Below are 19230 nucleotides of genomic sequence, written 5' to 3'. Positions count from 1 at the left end.
TTCCCGGTCGGGGCGGGGAAAGCACGACGGCGGCGCCCGGCCGGTCAGCCCACGTGCACCCAGGGCCGCTGCCGGATGTCCGGCTCGGCTTCACGGAGGATCTCCCGGGTCACCGGCGCAATTTCGCCTTCGCCGAGGAACAGGAACCGGAGGAGGTTGCGGACCGGGTTGCCTTCCGTCCAGCGGAAGTAGATGTGCGGCATCAGCCCTGTCACGTCACGGATGTGCAGGAGCACGGAGGCGATGGTGTTGGGGACGCCCGGCCCGTGGACTTCCAGGACCTGGTACCCATGCCGGAGTACGCCGCGCACCTCCAGGGCGGTTTCGAAGTCGGAGGAGTCGTCCACAATGACTTCCAGGAACAGCGGCCGGGCGTTTCGCGGGAAGTGGCTTGCCTCGGTGGCGGACGCCAGTTTTTGCCGGTAGTCGGCAGCGGCCACGCGGACCGGTTCGTGGGCAATGATGCCGATGGGCCCGGCCAGTGCGGGGGCCATGAACTCCAGGGCTGCGGTGTCCAGCCGCACGTGGGTGGCGTGCAGTTCGAAGGAGCGCATCAACCTGGACAGCAGGGAGACGGCAATGATGCCCAGGATGAAGAACGCGGCAATCCGGATGCCTTCGGGCCGTTCGAAGATGTTGGTCACCGTGGTGTAGGTAAAGAGGACGGCGATGATGCCGAAGCCCACGGTGCGTTTGCGTTGCTGCTGGCGCCGGGCCGAAAGCGTGACGGCCACTGCCGCGGACGTCATCAGCACCAGCACGCCCGTGGCGTAAGCGCCGCCCTGGGCGTCGACGTCGGCCTCAAAAAGCCAGGTGACCACGAACCCCAGGATGGTGAACACGAGCACCAGCGGCCGCACCGCTTTGGCCCAGGCCGGGGCCATGCCGTACCTGGGCAGGTACCGCGGCACCAGGTTCAGCAGCCCCGCCATGGCGGAGGCACCGGCGAACCACAGGATGGCGATGGTGCTGAGGTCGTACACCGTGCCGAACCCCGGCCCCAGGTAGGAGTGCGCCAGGAAGGCCAGCGCACGGCCATTGGCTTCCCCGCCCGGCTCAAATTGCGCCGCGGGGATAAGTACTACAGTGGCGAAGCTGCTGGTCACCAGGAACGTGCTCATGATCAGGGCCGCTGTGGTGAGCATCCGCCGGGTGCCCTGGATCCTTCCGGCTGGGTTCGCGTCGGTGTCCGAGGGGCTGCCCTTGATCTGGGGCATCACTGCCACGCCGGTCTCAAAACCGGAGAGGCCCAGCGCGAGTTTGGGAAACACCAGCAAGGCAATGGCCACGGCCATCAGCGGGTTCCCGTGGGAGGTGGTCAGCGTCTGCCACCAGTTGTCCACCGCCACCGGATGGTTGGCCGCTTCCACCAGGGAACGGCCAATGACCACCACGTTAAGTGACAGGTACACCACCACAAGGACAACCGCCACACCGATGGCTTCCTTGAAGCCCCGCAGGAAAACGGCGGCCAGCAGCGCCAGGAGGACCAGGGTGATGGCCACCTCCTGGCCGTGCAGCCAGCCGGGCGCATACGGGTTCTCGATCAGGTGCGCCGTGGCGTCGGCGGCGGAGAGGGTCATGGTGATCATAAAATCCGTGGCGGCGAACCCCAGCAGGCCCAGGACCAGGAGTTTCCCGCCCCAGCGCGGCAGAAGCCGTTCCAGCATGGCGATGGAACCCTCGCCGCGGGGGCTTTCGCCGGCCACGCGGCGGTAGACCGGCAGGGCCCCCAGGAGGGTCACGGCCACCAGCACCAGCGTGGCCAGCGGTGAGATGGCCCCCGCCGCCAGCGCCGCGATGGCGGGCTGGTAGCCAAGGGTGGAGAAGTAGTCCACGCCCGTCAGGCACATCACCTGCCACCAGGGGTGTTTGTGGTCCTGCCCGGATGATTGCCCGCCCGGGCCCTGGTGCGTGCCTTTGGCGTCCTGCAGGCCAAAAAGCAGCCAGTCCCGTACCGCAGCCCTGCGGCCGGGAGGAAGGGCTGACGGATCAGCCGGCGGTCTGCTCATGGTGGTCATCGGGTTCCCTCTGCGTCAGTGTCCAGGCCACGGCACAGCGCCGCGGCACAGCCGAACGTAGCACCGGGACAAGGCCCCGAACCCCGAAATCCGGGGATCTTGACGCATCCTTAACGCCGGTGTGGGGAAGGGCACACCGGCGGTCAAAGGTGCCGCTCCGGAGGTGGCAGAATGTGCCCCATGCCAGCGGAACGTATAGTGATCGGCCTCAAGGGGGACGACGACGGTGGCGTGCTCACGGAGCGCGCCGCGCGCCTTCTGCCGCCCGGCGGGGGCAGTGAACTCCTGGGCGTCCACGTCCGGACCCCCAAGGGGAGCCGGAGCGGATCACCGCAGGCACTCGAGGCGCAGCGCCGCGCCGTCGTGGCAGCCGGCGGCACCTTCCGGACCCTGCAGGGCGATGACGTTGCCACCGGCCTGCTCGACTATGCACGCTCGGTCCAGGCCACCCGGATGGTGGTGGGGCGTTCCCGGGCAGGGATGTTCCGGGGCGCTGCCGGTACGGGCATGCGGGTGATCCGCGGTGCCGGGGACATCGACGTCCATGTGGTCCCCGGCCTGCCGGCCCGGAACCCCGTGCAAAGACGGCCGCTGGATGTGGGCCGTGCCCGCACCTTCGGGGGCATTGCGCTCGCCGCCATACTGCCGGCGCTGCTTCAGCTGGTCCTCGCCGCGTTCGAACACAGTGTTGCCACCGCCGTGCTGATCCAGCTGGCCGGCGCCGTGGCGATCGCACTGGTGGGCGGCTTGCGGCCTGCGGTGGTTGGTGCCTTGTGGAGCAGTGTCCTGGTCAACTTCTTCTCGACGCCCCCGCTGGGCAACCTGGCCATCGAGGACCCGCAGGATTTTCTGTCCCTGGCGGTGTTCCTGGGCCTGTCCGTTGCGGTGGCCGGCGTAGTGGACCGGTCTGCACGGCGCTCACGCGAAGCCGCGCAGGCGCGGGCGGAGGCCGGCATCCTGGGGGACCTGGCGCTGGACGCCTCGCGGTCCGCAGACCCGCTCCGCGGTCTGCTGTCCGATGCGGTCACCGTGTTTGGCGTCGCCGGAGCGGCCATTGTGGCGCGGCAGTCACCCGGCGCCGGAGCCGGGAAGGCGCCGGTAGTGCTGCTTGCCGGGGTGGGGGACACTACGGGATGGCACGGAATGGTGCCGCCTGCCGCGCCCCCGCCCGGCAGCACCGTGGAACCTGTGGACGCCGTCACGTGGCTGGTCCTTTTCGGCAGGGAAGTCGCACCGGACCGGCGCACGTTGCTGGGCGCCGTTGCCGTGCACATCAAGGCGCAGCTGGAGCGCCGACAACTGGAAACCAGCCGGCTTGAGATCATGCGGCTGGCGGAAGGAAATACCATGCGCACCGCCATCCTGAGGGCGGTGTCCCATGACCTCCGGACGCCGCTGGCCGGGATCAAGCTGGCCGCCGGGGGACTGCTGCAGGACGCCGGCACCTTCACCCGGGCCGAGGAGCGCGAGCTGGTGCAGACCATCGACGAATGTTCCGACAGGCTGGACCTGCTGGTGGGCAACCTGCTGGACATGTCACGGATCACTGCGCAGTCGGTGGAGCCCCTCCTGGGACCCGTGCGGTGGCATGACGTGCTGGACAAGGCGCTCCGCGGCATCCCGTCAACCGCCGTCGCCGTGGTGCTGCCGCCCAACATGCCGGCCGTGGATGCGGACCCCGGGCTGCTGGAACGGGTCATCGCCAATATTGTGGAAAACGCCCTCAAATACGCACCCGGCACCCAGGTGGCAATCACCGGCACCACCGATGGCATGGGTTCCGCTCTGGCCGGGCACCCCTCCGGCGAACTGCGGATCGCCGACCGCGGACCCGGCGTTCCCGCCATGAAAGTGGTGGAAATGTTCCGCCCGTTCCAGCGCCTGGACGACGCCCAGCCCGCAACCGGCGTGGGCCTGGGGCTTGCCGTTGCGCAGGGCTTCGTCGAGGCCATGCGGGGGTCCCTGACCGCGGAGGAAACCCCGGGCGGGGGCCTGACCATGGTCATCCGGTTGCCCCTGTCCACGGGTCCCAGGGAACAGGCCCAGTGAGCACCGCCGACGTCCCCGCAGGCGGACCTGCCCCACTGGCCACCGTCCTGGTTGTTGACGACGATCCGCACCTGCTTAAGGCCCTGAGGATCACGCTGGCCGGCCACGGCTACCGGGTCACCGTGGCAGCTGACGGCGGATCGGCGCTTGCCGCCGCGGCCAGGGACACACCGGACCTGGTGGTCCTGGACCTGGGCTTGCCGGACATGGACGGCGCAGCGGTGCTGCGGGACCTGCGCCGCTGGAGCACCGTCCCCGTCCTGGTGCTCTCTGCCCGCCACGGTTCGGCGGACAAGGTGGCTGCCCTGGACGCGGGTGCTGACGACTACATCACCAAACCCTTCGGCCTGGACGAACTGCTGGCGCGGCTGCGGGCACTGCTGCGCCGCGTGCCGCAGCCGGATTCCGCCCCCACGGTAGCCACGGAAGGGTTCACCGTTGACCTGGTGCGGCGGCAGGTGCATCGTGGCGGAAAACCGGTCCGGCTCACCCCCACCGAGTGGAGCATCCTGGAAATCCTGGTCCGCAATCCGTCCCGGCTGGTCAGCCAGCAGCAGCTGCTGGCCCTGGTCTGGGGTCCCCCCTACCAGAAGGAAGCCAACTACCTGCGGGTGTACATGGCCCAGCTGCGGCGCAAGCTGGAGGCCGATCCCGGCAATCCCCGGCACCTCCGCACCGAACCGGGGATGGGGTACCGCTTCGAGCCTTAACCCCGGGCCCGGCCATGTGGAAATCCCCCCTACCGGCGGCGACCGGCTTGGGGCAGGATGTTGTCTGGTCCAGCTTTTATCCTGCACGAAGGAGTCACCGCCATGCCCACCATCCTTAACCCGTACATCAGTTTCCGCGACAACGCCCGCGACGCGATGAACTTCTACCAGTCGGTGTTCGGCGGCGACCTCCGCGTCAGTACGTTCGGCGAGTACCAGGCCTCCGAGGATCCCGCCGAAGCGGACAAGGTGATGCACGGCATGCTGACCACGCCCAGTGGGCTGGTCCTGATGGGCGCCGACACCCCGAACAGCATGCCCTACAACCCGGGCTCGGCCATCTCGGTTTCCGTCAGCGGGGATGATGAGGCCGAACTGCGCGGCTATTACGAGAAGCTCAGTACCGACGGCGGCTCCGTCACCGTGCCCATGGAGGCCTCGCCCTGGGGCGATATTTTTGGCATGTGCACCGACAAATTCGGCATCGACTGGCTGGTGAACGTCAACGGCGCCCAGGGTGCCACCGGCGCCCCCTAGGACGCGCCGGCCGGAGCTGTTGGACCCATTTCCACCCGGATGTAGGACCTGAGGAGCAGGAATGCTCACTGCTGCACACCGGCCATGACAGGCCTTCCCTTCGCCGGGGACCCACTGGTGCACGCCTGCCTGCTGGGCCTGGGCATCCTGGCGGCCCTGCTGTTCTACGGCTACGAAAAGCGCCGCCGGGGCCTGACCGACCCACGCCTGTGGCCCATTGCGGGTTTCGCCATCGCGTTCGGGGCAATCGGCTCACGAGTCCTCACCTGGGACGTTTCCCGCCAGGTCTCCCTGGCCGAGTGGTGGGGCAACGGCGACCGCAGTATCCTCGCGGGACTGGTCGGAGCCTGGCTTGGTGTGCACCTGGGGAAACGGCTGACGGGCTACCGCGGGTCCACCGGCGACCTGTTGGCACCCGCGGTGGCGTTGGCGCTGGTGCTTGGACGCGTGGGCTGCCTCCTCACGGAACTGCCCGGTACCCCCACCGGGCAGGCCTGGGGCATATCGCTCACGCCGGCACAGGCGGCGCTGTTGGGCGGGCTGCCCGGGGTAGGACTGCACCCGTCCTTTGCCTATGAGATTGCCTTCCACGCAGCCGCCTTTGCGCTCATGTGGCGGTACCGGGACCGCCTGCCCCGTCCAGGCGACCTCTTAATCTGCTATGTGAGCGCCTACGCGCTGTTCCGGTTCGGCGTCGAATTCGTCCGGGGCAACGAGGTGCTGTGGCTGGGCATGAGCCGGCCCCAGTGGTTTCTGCTGGTGATTCTCCCCCTGCTGTCCTGGCGGATGCAGCGGGTGTTCGGGAAACCCCGCCGCCCCAGGCTGGAAGGACGGGTGGCATGAGCAGGAACAACCGCTTTACCGGGAACGGTGAGGACCCCGCTGAACCCTGGCTCGGTCCCTTGGGGGTCGGAACCCTCGTGGGGGCAGTGGTCCTCTACGGCCTCTATGTCGGCGGACCGATTATTTTCAGCGCAGTCCAGACCACGGCCGATCCCACCCAGCCGGTGCGGTACCTGAGTGGGCCTGTGGTGCTGATTCCCATCGCAGGCTACCTGGCCATCGCGATTCTGCTGGCGGTCCGGCCACCCACAGCCAAGTGGGGCGCCGGGCTGCTGATTGGCCTGGGAATCTTCACGCTGCTCGGCGGCGGGATCTGCGTCGGATACCTCGCACAGATAAGGGCCTGAGATGAATCCACTGCCGTTCGCCTCCCGACAGTCGCTGCCCGGCCCCGGCCAGCCGCTGCGCGGGGACCGGATCCACCGCTACGTCACAGCATTCTGCCCCCACTGCCACGAAACCAACCCCCCGCTCGCGCAGGTGCGGCGCCTCTCCGGCGCGCTGCTGATCCGCGATGACCGGGTCTGGCTGGAACGCGGCTGCCCCGATCACGGCCTCGTCAGCACACTGTATGACGAGTCCCCGGAAATCCTGCGCTACCTGGAGAAATGGCAGGCCCCCACCAAGCAGCACATCCCGGACCAGGCCGGCAATTACCGCCAGGTGCCCGAAGCCTACGCATACGGGCTGCCTGCCATGCAGACCCAGCACACCTGCATCCTCCTGCAGGACATCATCGAACACTGCAACCTGCGCTGTCCCACCTGCTTCACCGCCTCCGGCCCCACGTTGCAGGGGGTGGCACCGCTGAGCGAGGTGCTCGCGAACATTGACACCCGGCTGTCCCGCGAAAACGGGCGGCTCGACGTGCTGATGCTTTCCGGCGGCGAACCAACGCTCTATCCGCAGCTGGCTGAACTCCTGGACGAGCTCGTAGCCCGTCCGATCGTGCGGATCATGGTAAACAGCAACGGCATGCTGATCGCAACCGACGATGAACTGCTGGCGCTGCTGGCCAGGCACCGGGACCGGGTGGAGGTCTACCTCCAATACGACGGCCCGTCCAGGGAAACATCCATCCATCACCGCGGGGGAGACCTGACCCGCTTCAAGGACCTGGCCATCGCACGCCTGTCCGAGGCAGGTGTCTTCACCACCCTGACCATGACGGCGGCCCTTGGCGTCAACGATGGTGAGGTCGGCGCCGTTGTGATGCGGGCCCTGGAAACCCCGTTTGTGGGTGGGGTTGCGCTGCAGCCGGTGTTCGGTTCGGGGCGCGGCCACGGCATCGACCCCACGGCCAGGCTCACCCACACGGGCGTCCTGGAACGGCTCGCGGCGCAAACCGGCGGGGTGGTTTCATGGCACGACCTGACGGCACTCCCGTGCTCCCATCCGCATTGCGCATCCGTGGGCTACATGCTGAAGGACGATTCCGGGGCCTGGCGTTCGCTGGCAGCCCTCGTCGGGCATGACCAGCTGCTCGCGTGGCTGGAACTCAATCCCGACGGCCTTGCCAACCGCATCGCCGACAGCGCGATCCCGCTCGAGCTGCGGAACCTCATGAAGACCTCCCTCCTGGACCTCCTGAGCGAGCAGTCATCGCTGTCCCACCCGCGGACCATGGATCTTTGGAAAAACATCTGCACCCAGTGCGACCTCGGCATCGGCACCCTGACCACGTTGGCCGCCGGCAAACTGCCAGGCCAGCAGCAGCGGCTGCGCCGGCTGCTGGGCGAACGGATCACCCGCATCATGGTGAAGCCCTTTATGGACATCTCCACCATGATCGAGGAACGGCTCACGCAATGCTGCGTCCACGTGGGCACCAAGAGCGACGCCGGCGAACACCAATGCGCTCCGTTCTGTGCTGTCCAGGCGTGGCCCGCCCTGGCCAGGCAACGCATCAGCACGGCCACCGGCACCCGGCTCCTCCCCGTCCGCCAGGTCCCGGCCAGTGCCGGGGAGCACTGATGGACGCCGAGTCGGAGGCCCGGCGGATCGCAGCCGGGCCAATGCCATCGCAACTGGTCCGCGCCAAACATGCCGCCCTGCACGGCCAGGGGCGCGGCCACGGAACGGACCCGGCGGACCCACCGCCGTTCGATCCGCTGCGGCTCTGCATCTTCGCGACCATTGCCCTGCTGGGCTGGGTTGCCGGCCCGGTGGCACTGGCCGTGTTCGCCGCCGTCGGATTCGCCGGCTACTGGAAAGCCCGGCGACGGGGCCTGACCCGGTCGAACTGCTACCTCCGGGATACCCGGCTGATCCTGGCGTACCTGGCCCTCCTCCTGGCCGCCGGGTTATGGGGCAGCTACGCCCTGGCAGCTTCCCAGCCGGGCCGCTGAACCAACCACCTCGCCGGTCCGTGGGGGGTTGAGGCGGGACGGGGCTGCTGCAAGGATGGTGCGGTGGAGTCCCTCTTTGAGTTCCTATCCGACAAATGGTGGCTGATTTTTCCCCTGAGTGCGTTTGCCGGGCACTGGGCCAACTCGTGGCGCAAGGCCGGCGAACGCCGGCACCGCCGCAAAGTGGAGCTGTACACCCTCCGGAACCAGTCCCGCGACGCGGAAGTGGCGTCGGCTGCCCGGGTGGCGGACGTCCTGGTCCGGCACACCGCAACCAACGCGCGGTGGCTCGAGTACGAACTGGACGTCGGCAAACTCATCGACTTTCCGTTGATGACGGACGTCCGGGAGCCCCTCACCGTGGCCTTCCTCCGGGCGAAACGGGAAGCGGACGGCCAGCGCCCGACCACGGCCGCCGACATGACGTCGCCAGCCGCCTTCGAGTCCTACCGGCAGGCCGTCGACAGCTTCGCGCTGGCGCTGGACCTGGCCGAGCGCGAGGCTAAACGCATCAAGGACAGCAGGTTCAGCGGCCCCGAACGGCAACGGCTTGCCACCGCCCGAAAACTGCTCCGGATCGCCGAGGATTCAGCGGCTACCCCGGCCGAACGGCAGCAGGCCTACAAACGCGCCCGGCGTGAACTCGATGGCCTGATCGTCCTGCCGGACGTCACCATCGCGGCCCTGGAAGCCAAAGCAGCGCCCGGCCTCGCTGCCGGCGCCACGCACCCTGACGGCCACACCGGCCAGCCGCGCGAAACCACCGCCTGACACTGGGCGGGGTGGTTACCGGCCGGCGCCGGTTGTTTTGACCTGACCTTCCGGACGCGTACGATCGATAAGGTTTCACGCCGGTTGGTTAACGCCGCAGGTCATTCCCCGCGAACAGCTGGTGAATTATGCTGTGCGGGGGCAGCCGGAAACGCGAAATTGCTGAACGTCGACTCTGCAGATTGGGCAACAGGTGGATATCACCTTCATGGTGGCGCTGGTCATCGCACTGGCACTATTTTTCGACTTCACGAACGGTTTCCATGACACCGCAAATGCCATGGCCACGCCCATCGCAACGGGCGCCATCAAACCGAAGACTGCCGTCACCCTCGCCGCCATCCTGAACCTGGTGGGCGCCTTCCTGTCCACCGAGGTGGCCAAGACGGTGTCCGGCGGCATCATCAACGAAGGCGCCGACGGGGTCCAGATCACCCCGGAAATTATCTTCGCCGGCCTGATGGGCGCCATCCTCTGGAACATGATCACGTGGTTGAAGGGGCTGCCGTCCAGCTCCTCCCACGCCTTGTTCGGCGGCCTGATCGGTGCCGCGATCGCAGGTATCGGCTTCAACTCCATCAACCTGGCATCCCTGGCGCAGAAAGTCATCCTGCCGGCCATCTTCGCCCCCCTCATCGCAGGCATCGTGGCGTACACCTGCACGCGGCTAGCTTATGCACTGACGTCCCGGCACGATCCGGAGACCGGCAGCAAGCTCACGCAGAAACGCGGCGGGTTCCGGACCGGGCAGATCTTCACCTCCAGCCTGGTGGCCCTGGCCCACGGCACCAATGACGCGCAGAAGACCATGGGCATCATCACCCTCGTCCTGATCTCCGCCGGCACCCAGGCGCCAGGCACCGGACCCCAGTTCTGGGTCATCGCCGCCTGCGCCCTGGCCATCGCGATCGGCACCTACTCCGGCGGCTGGCGCATCATCCGGACCATGGGCTCCGGACTCACCGAAGTAAAGCCCGCCCAGGGTTTCGCCGCGGAAACCAGCACCGCGTCCGCCATCCTGGCCTCCTCGCACCTCGGTTTTGCGCTGTCCACCACCCAGGTGGCCTCCGGCTCCGTCATCGGCTCCGGCCTGGGCCGCCGCGGTACCAGCGTCCGCTGGTCCATGGTGGGCAAGATCGCGCTGGGCTGGCTGTTCACCCTTCCGGCTGCGGGCATCGTTGGTGCCCTGACGGCGCTGCTGGTCAAGACCGGCATCGTTGGCGTCCTGATTGCCGCCGTGGCAGGTATCGGAGCAGTCCTCTACATGTTCCTGCACTCCCGCAAGTCCGAAGTGGGCCACCACAACGCCGTCGAGGTGGAAGAGGCCGGCCAGGCCGTCCGTTTCGCCAAGAAGAAGGCGCTGGCCGAGGCCCGCGCCCGGGCCAGGGCCCGGGTCCGCGACAGGGCAAGGAACCGCGCAGGCGCTGCCGCCGCCCCGGCCGCCGAAAACCCTGCCGCCCCCGAAACCCCGGCCGCCGAAAACCCGGCCGGCGCAACGCCGGAAATCAACGGCACAGACGGCACCGCACCCTTCAAGGAGACCCAGCGATGAAATGGTTGGAACTGCTGACAGTCGGCGGGGCAACCCTGGTTTCCGCCGTCACCGTGGTGGTGCTCTATTCGCTGGGCGTCCGGCTCACAGCCATCGCCGGTGACTCCGAGCAGGCCTCACCGGGCATAAAACGGGCCCTGGCCTACGCCTGCTTCGGACTCTGCGGGCTTGCAGTCCTCTTTGGGCTGTACCTGATCATCCCGTACTTCTCGGCCTGAGCACCCGCACTCTGGGAACTGCGCCCACGCTTGGCTAGGCTGGCCCCATGGCACGGATCCAGTACTTTGTCGCAGCATCCCTCGACGGCTTTATCGCCACACCCACCGACGACCTCGCCTGGCTGCTGCAGTTCGACGGGTTCGAGGGCGGCGCTGAAAGCTACGACGCGTTTAGGGCCGGGGTGGGGAGCATCGTTATGGGCGGCAGCACCTACGAATGGCTGATCGAACACGAACCGGACACGTGGCCGTACCCGGATACACCCAGCTACGTCTTCACCCGGCATGAACACCGCGCCCAGCAGGGGGCGGACATCACGTTTGTCCGCGGCGACGTGGCGGAGTTCATCGATGACTTCCGCGGCGCCGCAGGCGGGGCGAACATCTGGGTGGTTGGCGGTGGCAACCTGGCGGCCCAGTTCGCAGCCGCCGGCCTGCTGGACGAGATCATCCTGTCGGTCATCCCGGTGGTGCTGGGGGACGGGAAGCGCCTGCTGCCACTGCAGGGCCCGACGCCGGTCCTTGAGTTGAGCGGTTCGCGCACCATGGGGCGCGGGATTGTTGAGCTCCGCTACCTTTTGGGAACCGCTGCGGAGGGTGTGGCCGGTTAGGCCCGGCCGCCGTTGTTGTCCCTGATCATGTTGGTGATCCGGGCTGTGGAGAGCCGGCGTCCGGCCTCGTCCGTCATCACGATTTCATGCGTTGCCAGGGTGCGGCCCAGGTGGATGGCGGTGCAGGTTCCCGTCACCAAGCCGGTGGCGATGGAGCGGTGATGTGTGGCGTTGACCTCAATTCCCACTGCATGCCGGCCGGGACCGGCATGGATCCCTGCGGAAAAGGATCCCAAAGTCTCTGCCAGGACCACGTGCGCCCCGCCGTGCAGGATCCCTGCAACCTGGGTGTTGCCGGCCACAGGCATGGTGGCCACCGTGCGTTCCGGGCTCATTTCAAGGAACCGGATCTCCATTTTCACCACCAGGGCACCGATCCCGAAGCTGCCAAGCCAACCATGCAGGTGTTCGGGAATACCGGCGGCCGTCAGTTCAGCGGTGAACGGTCCGGGCGTGAAATTGTCCATCATGGCAACTAGGCTGGCACCTGTGAGTGAAACAACCAAACCGGCCCCCTTCCCGTCCCAGGTCCTCGAGCGCGACCCTGCCCCCACGGACCAGGTACCGCCTCCGGCCGCCGGAACGGTTTCGGCCACTGACGCCCCCGTTGTCCCACTGACGGGCCAGCCCCGGCTGCTGGTCCTGGACGGTCACTCCATGGCGTTCCGCGCCTTCTTCGCACTGCCCGCGGACAAGTTCTCCACCGCCCACGGCCAGCACACCAACGCCATCCACGGCTTCACTTCCATGCTGATCAACCTGATCAAGGAACAGAAGCCCACCCACATCGCCGTGGCGTTCGACGTCTCCGACGAAACCACCCACCGCAAGGCGGAGTACAGCGAATACAAGGGCGGCCGCAACGAGACCCCCCGAGAGATGAGCGGCCAGATCGACCTCATCGGCCAGGTCATGGAGGCCTGGGGCATCAAGACCATCAAGATGCCCGGCTTCGAAGCGGACGACATCCTGGCCACCCTCGCCGCCATGGGCGACAAGGCCGGTTATGAGGTGCTGCTGGTCTCCGGCGACCGGGATGCGTTCCAGCTCATTACGGACAACGTTTTTGTGCTGTACCCCAAGAAGGGCGTCAGCGACATTCCCCGGATGGATGCGGCCGCCATCCAGGAAAAGTACTTCGTCACCCCCGCCGAGTACTCGGACCTGGCCGCGCTGGTGGGGGAGACCGCGGACAACCTGCCCGGCGTGCCCGGCGTCGGGCCCAAAACTGCCGCCAAATGGATCAACCTCTATGGCGGGCTCGAAGGCGTGCTGGCCAACATCGACGCCATCGGCGGCAAGGTGGGCGACGCCCTGCGCGAGCATGTGGACTCCGTCAAGCGGAACCGCAAGCTCAACAGGCTGCACACGGACCTGGAACTGCCGGTCACGCTCGACGAGCTGTACGAACCGCGGCCGGACCAGGCAGCGCTGGAAAACCTGTTTGATGAGCTGGAGTTCAAGACCATCCGGACCCGCCTCTTCGCACTGTACGGCGAAGCTGACACTCCCGCGGCCGAGCGGGAAAGCATCCCCACCCCGGAGTACATCACGCCAACCGACGCTGCAGGGCTCTCGGAATTCTTTGCCGCCGGTACCGGCCAGCGGTCCGCCGTTGCGGTGGACCTCATCCCGGGGCGCGTCGGCGAGGACGCAGCCGCGGTGGCCATTGTCCGCGAGGGCGGCGCAGCCTACATCTCCCTGGAGGGGCAGGACGCCGAAGCTGAAAACATCCTGGCCGCCTGGCTGCGCAACCCGGCGGAACCCAAGGTCCTGCACGGCTTCAAGGCAGCGCTCAAGGCCCTGACGGCGAGAGGACTGGAACTGGAAGGCGTTGTGGACGACACCTCGATCTCCGGATACCTGCTGGAACCCGACCGCCGGACCTACGAACTCGCGGAACTGGCCCAGCACCACCTGAACGTGGGCCTCCCCGGGGCCACGGCGAAGGCCGGCCAACTGGAGCTTTCCTTCGACGGGGACGACACCGCCGCGGCAGACGCACTGGTCCAGGCGGCCGCCGTCGTGCGTTCCCTGAGCAGCTTCTTCGAAGCCGAACTGAAGGAACGCCAGTCCGAGGAACTGCTCTCCACGCTGGAACTGCCGGTCAGCCGGGTGCTGGCGGACATGGAGCTGGCAGGAATCGGGATCGACCTGGAGCGGATGGAAGACCAGATGGCCGACCTCGCCCGGGTGATCGACCACGCCCAGGAACAGGCGTTCGCGGCGATCGGCCATGAGGTCAACCTGGGCTCGCCCAAGCAGCTGCAGACCGTTCTGTTTGAGGAACTCGAACTGCCCAAGACCAAAAAGATCAAGTCCGGCTACACCACGGATGCCGCGTCCCTGAAGAACCTGCTGGAGAAAACGGGCCACGAGTTCCTGGTGCAGCTGATGGCGCACCGTGAGTCCGCGAAGCTCCGCCAGATGATCGAATCGCTGAAGAAGTCCGTGGCCGCGGACGGCCGGATCCACACCACGTACGCGCAGAACGTAGCCGCCACGGGCCGGATCTCCTCCAACAACCCCAACCTGCAGAACATCCCCATCCGCAGCGAGGAAGGCCGCCGGGTCCGGGGCATCTTTGTGGTCAGTGAAGGCTACGAATGCCTGCTGTCGGCCGACTACTCGCAGATCGAGATGCGCATCATGGCGCACCTGTCGGGTGACGCCGGCCTCATCCAGGCCTACAAGGACGGCGAGGACCTGCATCGGTTTGTGGGCTCCAACATCTTCCACGTGCCCACGGAGGAAGTCACCAGCGCCATGCGCTCCAAGGTCAAGGCCATGTCCTACGGCCTCGCCTATGGCCTGACCTCGTTCGGTCTGTCCAAGCAACTGGAAATCTCGGTTGATGAGGCCCGCACCCTCATGAAGGACTACTTCGACCGGTTCGGCGCCGTGCGTGACTACCTGCGCGGCGTGGTGGAACAGGCCCGGATCGACGGCTATACGGCCACCATTGAAGGCCGGCGGCGCTACCTGCCGGACCTCACCAGCACCGACCGGCAGGCGCGCGAAAACGCCGAACGGATCGCCCTCAACAGCCCCATCCAGGGTTCCGCCGCGGACATCATCAAGCGCGCCATGCTGGGCGTCCACGCCGAGCTCAAGGCGCAGGGGCTGAAGTCCCGGATGCTGCTGCAGGTCCACGATGAACTGGTGCTGGAAGTGGCTGCCGGTGAACGGGACGCCGTGGAACGGCTGGTCACGGAACAGATGGCAGCCGCCGCGGACCTCACGGTGCCCCTGGAAGTGCAGATCGGCGTAGGACCCAGCTGGTACGACGCCGGCCACTGACGCAGGTGCTGGTCAGGCGCCGGATTCATTGGTTAGGCTCGGAATCGTGAGTAATTCGAGTGATAACTATGAGATCCGGCGCTTCCCGGCGGCAACCGAGGGTAGCGAGGGGTTCGACCAGTCCCTGGCGTGGTCCCGGGCAGTGGCGTTCGGGTTCCATGATGAGGCCAGGACAACGGAGCACATCACCGGCACCCTGGCCATCAAGGTGGCGGACCAGCCGGAGTACACCGGGGTCTACCAGGTCGGGGATGTGCCGGCGTCGTCCCTGCCGGCGGAAGTTCCGGTGGCGACGTTTGGCACCTTCCGGAAGACCCTGAACATCGGGTTCGGCAGGACGTTGCCCAGCCACCTCATCACCGCCGTCACGGTGCGCACCACACACCGCCGCCGTGGCCTGCTGCGGCGCATGATGGCTGAGGACCTGCGCCTGGCCAAGGACAGCGGAGTCTCCATGGCCGCGCTGACAGCCTCCGAGGGCACCATTTACGGGCGCTTCGGGTTCGGCGTGGCCAGTTTTGAGCGCAGCGTCAAGGTGGACACCACTGCCCGTTTCAGCCTGGCCCACCAGGCCACCGGGACTGTGGAGATCGCCGATCCCCGGAAGCTGCTGGACCTTGCCCCGGAAGTTTTTGAACAGGTTCACCGGCTGTTGCCGGGGTCTGTGGGCCGGCACGAGTGGTACCGGCATATGGTGTCCGGGGCCCGGGGCCGGGACGGCAAGGAAGATGCGGCCATCAAGGTGGCCCTCCATTACGGGCCTGCCGGCGCCGTGGACGGCTACGTCTCCTACAAGTTCCTGGGTTGGGAGAAAGAGCCCTACACGGTGGAAGTAGTGGACTTCCTCGCGGCCAGCGACGACGCCTACCTGGAGCTGTGGCAGTTCCTCGGCGCCATCGACCTGGTGGAACGGGTCACGTGGGACGAGGCGCCGTTGGACGACCCGCTCACCTGGGCCCTCGCGGATCCCCGCTGCATCGATGCCTCGGACGTCCGGGACATGCTGTGGCTTCGGATCCTCGACGTTCCGGCCGCCCTCACCGCGCGCCATTACCCGGTGGACGGACGGCTGGTCATTAACGTCGGTGACCCGCTTGGCCTGGCCGGCGGAACATTCGCCGTTACAGTGGAAGGCGGACAGGCCGACGTCGAACGCCTTGCCGAGGAAACGCCCGCCGACCTGGACCTTGACGTCTCTGTCCTGTCATCGATTTACCTCGGCGCGGTCAGCCCGGTTACGCTGGCGGCGGCTGGGCGGATCCGGGAACACACGCAGGGTGCGGCGCTCCAGGCACGGGGGATGTTTGCGGTTGAGCGTTCCACGCACTGCCTGACCCACTTCTAGGAGCCCCTGCCTTCACAAAGGAACATCCTTGGGGGATCACCGTGCACCGGCGCTGGCCGGCCGGCGGGAATTGTTGGTTGGCTTGGCAGTGGGTGTGGCGGCCGCCGCGGCGTCGTGTTCGGCGCCCTGGCAGCCCGGGCCGGGCAATCCGGCCGGCCCGGCGGACCGGCAACCGGATCCCGGAGGGCACCCTGGTCAGGCCCGGCACGGCGCTGCCGGTGCTGCCGAGCCTGGCCATGCCGTGCCGGAGGAAGCTTCTCCGGCGCCGGCGCCGCCGTCCGCGCCCGCTTTTGTGCCGCCCACCAAGGAGCAACTGGTGGCGGAATTCGCCGGCCGCCATCCCAACGAGTGGGGCCTGGCGGTCACCGGCGTGGTGACACAGTCCGCGGCACAGCCGGTGGTGCTGACCCTGGACGCCTGCGGTGGACCCGGCGGCGCGGGGGTGGACCAGGAACTGCTGGGGCTGCTCCGGCAACTCGCCGTGCCAGCGACCCTGTTCGTCAATGCCCGTTGGGTCCAGGCGAACCTTGGCCTGGCAACTGAACTTGGCCACGACCCGCTGTTTGAGCTGGCAAACCACGGCTGGGCACACAGGCCCTTGTCCGTCGTCGGCAAATCCGCGTACCGGATCCCCGGCACCGGATCCGTCGCGGAGGCTTATGACGAACTCACGGGCTGCCTGGAGCTGCTGCGGGCAGCGTCGGGAGTGGAGCCGCGGTTTTTCCGGTCCGGCACCGCCCATCTTGATGAGGTGGCCGCCGGGATGACGCGCAGGTTGGGGATGCTGCCGGTGAACTTCAGCGTTAATGCCGACGGCGGCGCCACCCTGGGACCCGGGGCTGTGGCTGCTGCCCTTGCCGGGGTCCGGCCGGGGGACATCGTCATTGCGCACTTCAACAAGCCCGGCAGCGGCACCGGCCCGGGTTTCCGCCGTGCACTGCCGCAACTCCTGGCCGGCGGAACCACGTTTGCCCGCCTTGGGGACGTACTACCGCCGCTTTGACCCGGCTGTTGAGCTGCGACTAGAATAAACGGGCGTGTGTTACGTGTGCGTAATTTTTTTCCGCACGTTTAATCCCGCAGTCAGGATGACCCGGCAATCCGCCGTGCTCTGCCTCCAGGTCAATACCCGGAAGTGGTGGTCGCCTGATCAACTTACTATCCACAACGGAGCCCCTACTACATGACCATCACCTCCACCGAGAAGCCCGGTACCCCCGTAGTCGCAATTAACGACATCGGTACCGCTGAGGACTTCCTCGCAGCTGTCGACGCGACCATCAAGTACTTCAACGACGGAGACCTCGTCGAAGGTACCGTCGTTAAGGTCGACCGCGACGAAGTTCTGCTCGACATCGGTTACAAAACCGAAGGTGTCATCCCCTCCCGCGAGCTTTCCATCAAGCACGACGTTGATCCCGGAGACGTTGTCTCCGTTGGCGATCAGGTCGAAGCCCTGGTGCTCACCAAGGAAGACAAAGAAGGCCGCCTGATCCTCTCCAAGAAGCGCGCTCAGTACGAGCGTGCCTGGGGCGACATCGAGAAGGTCAAGGAAGAAGACGGTGTCGTCACCGGTACCGTCATCGAGGTTGTCAAGGGTGGTCTTATCCTCGACATCGGTCTGCGCGGCTTCCTGCCCGCATCCCTCGTCGAGATGCGCCGTGTGCGCGACCTGGCTCCGTACATCGGTCAGCAGATCGAAGCCAAGATCATCGAGCTGGACAAGAACCGCAACAACGTGGTTCTGTCCCGCCGTGCATGGCTCGAGCAGACCCAGTCCGAGGTTCGCTCCACGTTCCTCAACAAGCTGGAAAAGGGCCAGGTTCGTCCCGGCGTCGTTTCCTCCATCGTCAACTTCGGTGCATTCGTGGACCTGGGCGGCGTAGACGGCCTCGTTCACGTTTCCGAGCTGTCCTGGAAGCACATCGACCACCCGTCCGAGGTTGTCGAAGTTGGCCAGGAAGTCACCGTCGAGGTTCTCGAAGTCGACCTGGACCGCGAGCGTGTTTCCCTGTCGCTCAAGGCTACGCAGGAAGATCCGTGGCAGACCTTCGCCCGCACCCACGCCCTGGGCCAGGTTGTGCCGGGTAAGGTCACCAAGCTGGTTCCGTTCGGTGCGTTTGTCCGCGTCGAAGACGGCATCGAAGGCCTGGTCCACATCTCCGAGCTCGCCGTGCGCCACGTTGAGCTGGCCGAGCAGGTTGTCTCCGTTGGTGACGAACTGTTCGTCAAGGTCATCGACATCGACCTGGAACGCCGCCGCATCTCGCTGTCCCTCAAGCAGGCCAACGAGGGCGTCGACGCCGACAGCACCGAATTCGATCCGGCTCTCTACGGCATGGCCGCTGAGTACGACGAAGAGGGCAACTACAAGTACCCCGAGGGCTTCGATCCGGAGTCCAACGAGTGGCTTGAAGGCTACGAGAACCAGCGCGCCGCCTGGGAGCAGCAGTACGCTGACGCCCAGACCCGTTGGGAAGCCCACAAGAAGCAGGTTACCCAGCACGCCGCCGACGACGCTGCAGCAGCAACGTCCGGTGACAGCGATTCCGGCACCACCAGCTACTCCTCGGAGCCGGCTGCAGAGTCCAACGCCGGCGCAGGTACCCTTGCATCCGACGAGGCACTCGCCGCACTGCGCGAAAAGCTCACCGGCAACTAGTTGCCACCGGCGCCAGCTAACGGCGCCAACACAACAGGCCTTCACCTCTGGTGGGGGCCTGTTGTGTTTAACACTTGGCCAGGTCTCGGGGTATCCAGCTTGCGGCTCCCTGCGGGAGCGGCGTACCCGGTTTCGTCCCGCGGATTCGTTGGAGCCGGCGCCGCTTAAGTTGTCGGAGCAATGAGGGTGTACCCGCTCTGGGCATGGCCTCGATGGTGCGCGGCCCCGGTGTCAGCGATGTTCCTGGTGGTGGGGGTGCGGTT

At 66.8% G+C, this 19230-nt stretch carries 17 protein-coding genes; 15 read left to right on the top strand and 2 right to left on the bottom strand.

What is annotated here, in order from left to right:
- Positions 1–44: 44 nt before the first annotated feature.
- Positions 45–2021, bottom strand: coding sequence for a hypothetical protein (locus ASF72_RS15845; RefSeq protein ID WP_056600440.1), 1977 nt, complete (start codon positions 2019–2021; stop codon positions 45–47).
- Positions 2022–2201: 180 nt separating this feature from the next.
- Here ASF72_RS15845 and ASF72_RS15840 point away from each other — a divergent pair, with 180 nt between their 5' ends.
- From ASF72_RS15840 to ASF72_RS15790, 11 genes are all read left to right on the top strand, one after another.
- Positions 2202–4070 carry a DUF4118 domain-containing protein gene (locus tag ASF72_RS15840; RefSeq protein ID WP_235504745.1) on the top strand — a complete coding sequence of 623 codons (1869 nt, stop codon included), beginning with the start codon at positions 2202–2204 and terminating at the stop codon, positions 4068–4070.
- Positions 4071–4105: 35 nt separating this feature from the next.
- Positions 4106–4780: a response regulator gene (locus ASF72_RS15835; protein WP_056600474.1), complete on the top strand. Its 675-nt coding sequence runs from the start codon at positions 4106–4108 to the stop codon at positions 4778–4780.
- 102 nt (positions 4781–4882) lie between these two features.
- The gene (locus tag ASF72_RS15830; protein WP_050687801.1) at positions 4883–5317 is read left to right on the top strand and encodes a VOC family protein; all 435 of its coding nucleotides are present in this window, start codon (positions 4883–4885) and stop codon (positions 5315–5317) included.
- Positions 5318–5401: 84 nt separating this feature from the next.
- A complete protein-coding gene (locus tag ASF72_RS15825; protein WP_056600436.1) occupies positions 5402–6160 on the top strand; it encodes a prolipoprotein diacylglyceryl transferase family protein in 759 nt (252 codons plus the stop codon).
- A complete protein-coding gene (locus ASF72_RS20395; RefSeq protein WP_056600434.1) occupies positions 6157–6507 on the top strand; it encodes a hypothetical protein in 351 nt (116 codons plus the stop codon). The genes ASF72_RS15825 and ASF72_RS20395 overlap by 4 nt, the downstream gene beginning before the upstream one ends.
- A gap of 1 nt (position 6508) precedes the next feature.
- Entirely contained in the window at positions 6509–8134 is a 1626-nt protein-coding gene (locus ASF72_RS15815; RefSeq protein WP_056600432.1) for a radical SAM protein, read from the top strand.
- Positions 8134–8508, top strand: a complete 375-nt coding sequence (locus ASF72_RS15810) for a hypothetical protein (RefSeq protein ID WP_157371007.1) — start codon at positions 8134–8136, stop codon at positions 8506–8508. Before ASF72_RS15815 ends, ASF72_RS15810 begins: the two co-directional genes overlap by 1 nt.
- 63 nt (positions 8509–8571) lie before the next feature.
- Positions 8572–9279 carry a hypothetical protein gene (locus tag ASF72_RS15805; protein WP_050687807.1) on the top strand — a complete coding sequence of 236 codons (708 nt, stop codon included), beginning with the start codon at positions 8572–8574 and terminating at the stop codon, positions 9277–9279.
- Positions 9280–9472: 193 nt separating this feature from the next.
- Positions 9473–10831, top strand: a complete 1359-nt coding sequence (locus ASF72_RS15800; protein WP_235504744.1) for an inorganic phosphate transporter — start codon at positions 9473–9475, stop codon at positions 10829–10831.
- The gene (locus tag ASF72_RS15795) at positions 10828–11049 is read left to right on the top strand and encodes a hypothetical protein (protein ID WP_050687819.1); all 222 of its coding nucleotides are present in this window, start codon (positions 10828–10830) and stop codon (positions 11047–11049) included. The genes ASF72_RS15800 and ASF72_RS15795 overlap by 4 nt, the downstream gene beginning before the upstream one ends.
- A gap of 47 nt (positions 11050–11096) precedes the next feature.
- Complete coding sequence (locus ASF72_RS15790; protein WP_056600431.1) at positions 11097–11660, top strand: dihydrofolate reductase family protein; 564 nt, start codon at positions 11097–11099, stop codon at positions 11658–11660.
- On the opposite strand, the gene ASF72_RS15785 is transcribed toward ASF72_RS15790, so the two are convergent.
- Positions 11657–12130 (bottom strand): hotdog fold thioesterase, encoded by a 474-nt coding sequence (locus ASF72_RS15785; protein ID WP_050687817.1) that lies wholly within the window; start codon positions 12128–12130, stop codon positions 11657–11659. The genes ASF72_RS15790 and ASF72_RS15785 overlap by 4 nt on opposite strands.
- Before the next feature lie 187 nt (positions 12131–12317).
- Here ASF72_RS15785 and polA point away from each other — a divergent pair, with 187 nt between their 5' ends.
- The 4 genes from polA (at position 12318) to rpsA (ending at position 18967) form a co-directional block, all read left to right on the top strand.
- Entirely contained in the window at positions 12318–14960 is a 2643-nt protein-coding gene (gene polA / locus ASF72_RS15780; protein ID WP_056600472.1) for a DNA polymerase I, read from the top strand.
- Positions 14961–15006: 46 nt separating this feature from the next.
- A complete protein-coding gene (locus tag ASF72_RS15775) occupies positions 15007–16305 on the top strand; it encodes a GNAT family N-acetyltransferase (protein ID WP_050687816.1) in 1299 nt (432 codons plus the stop codon).
- 28 nt (positions 16306–16333) lie between these two features.
- Positions 16334–17308: a polysaccharide deacetylase family protein gene (locus tag ASF72_RS15770; RefSeq protein WP_050687815.1), complete on the top strand. Its 975-nt coding sequence runs from the start codon at positions 16334–16336 to the stop codon at positions 17306–17308.
- A 180-nt stretch (positions 17309–17488) separates the two neighbouring features.
- On the top strand, positions 17489–18967 hold the full coding sequence (gene rpsA, locus ASF72_RS15765; RefSeq protein ID WP_050687814.1) for a 30S ribosomal protein S1: 1479 nt from the start codon (positions 17489–17491) through the stop codon (positions 18965–18967).
- Positions 18968–19230 lie beyond the last annotated feature (263 nt).

Source organism: Arthrobacter sp. Leaf141 (assembly GCF_001424565.1).
GTDB lineage: Bacteria > Actinomycetota > Actinomycetes > Actinomycetales > Micrococcaceae > Arthrobacter.
Note: the sequence above shows the minus strand (reverse complement) of the source record. Positions and strands in the feature narration are given on the sequence as shown.

Bases quoted from the DNA above. Each gene is read 5' to 3' on its own strand.
- ASF72_RS15845 (WP_056600440.1), bottom strand. From the start codon at position 2,021: ATGACCACCATGAGCAGACCGCCGGCTGATCCGTCAGCCCTTCCTCCC.
- ASF72_RS15840 (WP_235504745.1), top strand. From the start codon at position 2,202: ATGCCAGCGGAACGTATAGTGATCGGCCTCAAGGGGGACGACGACGGT.
- ASF72_RS15830 (WP_050687801.1), top strand. From the start codon at position 4,883: ATGCCCACCATCCTTAACCCGTACATCAGTTTCCGCGACAACGCCCGC.
- ASF72_RS15825 (WP_056600436.1), top strand. From the start codon at position 5,402: ATGACAGGCCTTCCCTTCGCCGGGGACCCACTGGTGCACGCCTGCCTG.
- ASF72_RS20395 (WP_056600434.1), top strand. From the start codon at position 6,157: ATGAGCAGGAACAACCGCTTTACCGGGAACGGTGAGGACCCCGCTGAA.
- ASF72_RS15815 (WP_056600432.1), top strand. From the start codon at position 6,509: ATGAATCCACTGCCGTTCGCCTCCCGACAGTCGCTGCCCGGCCCCGGC.
- ASF72_RS15810 (WP_157371007.1), top strand. From the start codon at position 8,134: ATGGACGCCGAGTCGGAGGCCCGGCGGATCGCAGCCGGGCCAATGCCA.
- ASF72_RS15795 (WP_050687819.1), top strand. From the start codon at position 10,828: ATGAAATGGTTGGAACTGCTGACAGTCGGCGGGGCAACCCTGGTTTCC.
- ASF72_RS15790 (WP_056600431.1), top strand. From the start codon at position 11,097: ATGGCACGGATCCAGTACTTTGTCGCAGCATCCCTCGACGGCTTTATC.
- ASF72_RS15785 (WP_050687817.1), bottom strand. From the start codon at position 12,130: ATGATGGACAATTTCACGCCCGGACCGTTCACCGCTGAACTGACGGCC.
- polA (WP_056600472.1), top strand. From the start codon at position 12,318: ATGGCGTTCCGCGCCTTCTTCGCACTGCCCGCGGACAAGTTCTCCACC.
- rpsA (WP_050687814.1), top strand. From the start codon at position 17,489: ATGACCATCACCTCCACCGAGAAGCCCGGTACCCCCGTAGTCGCAATT.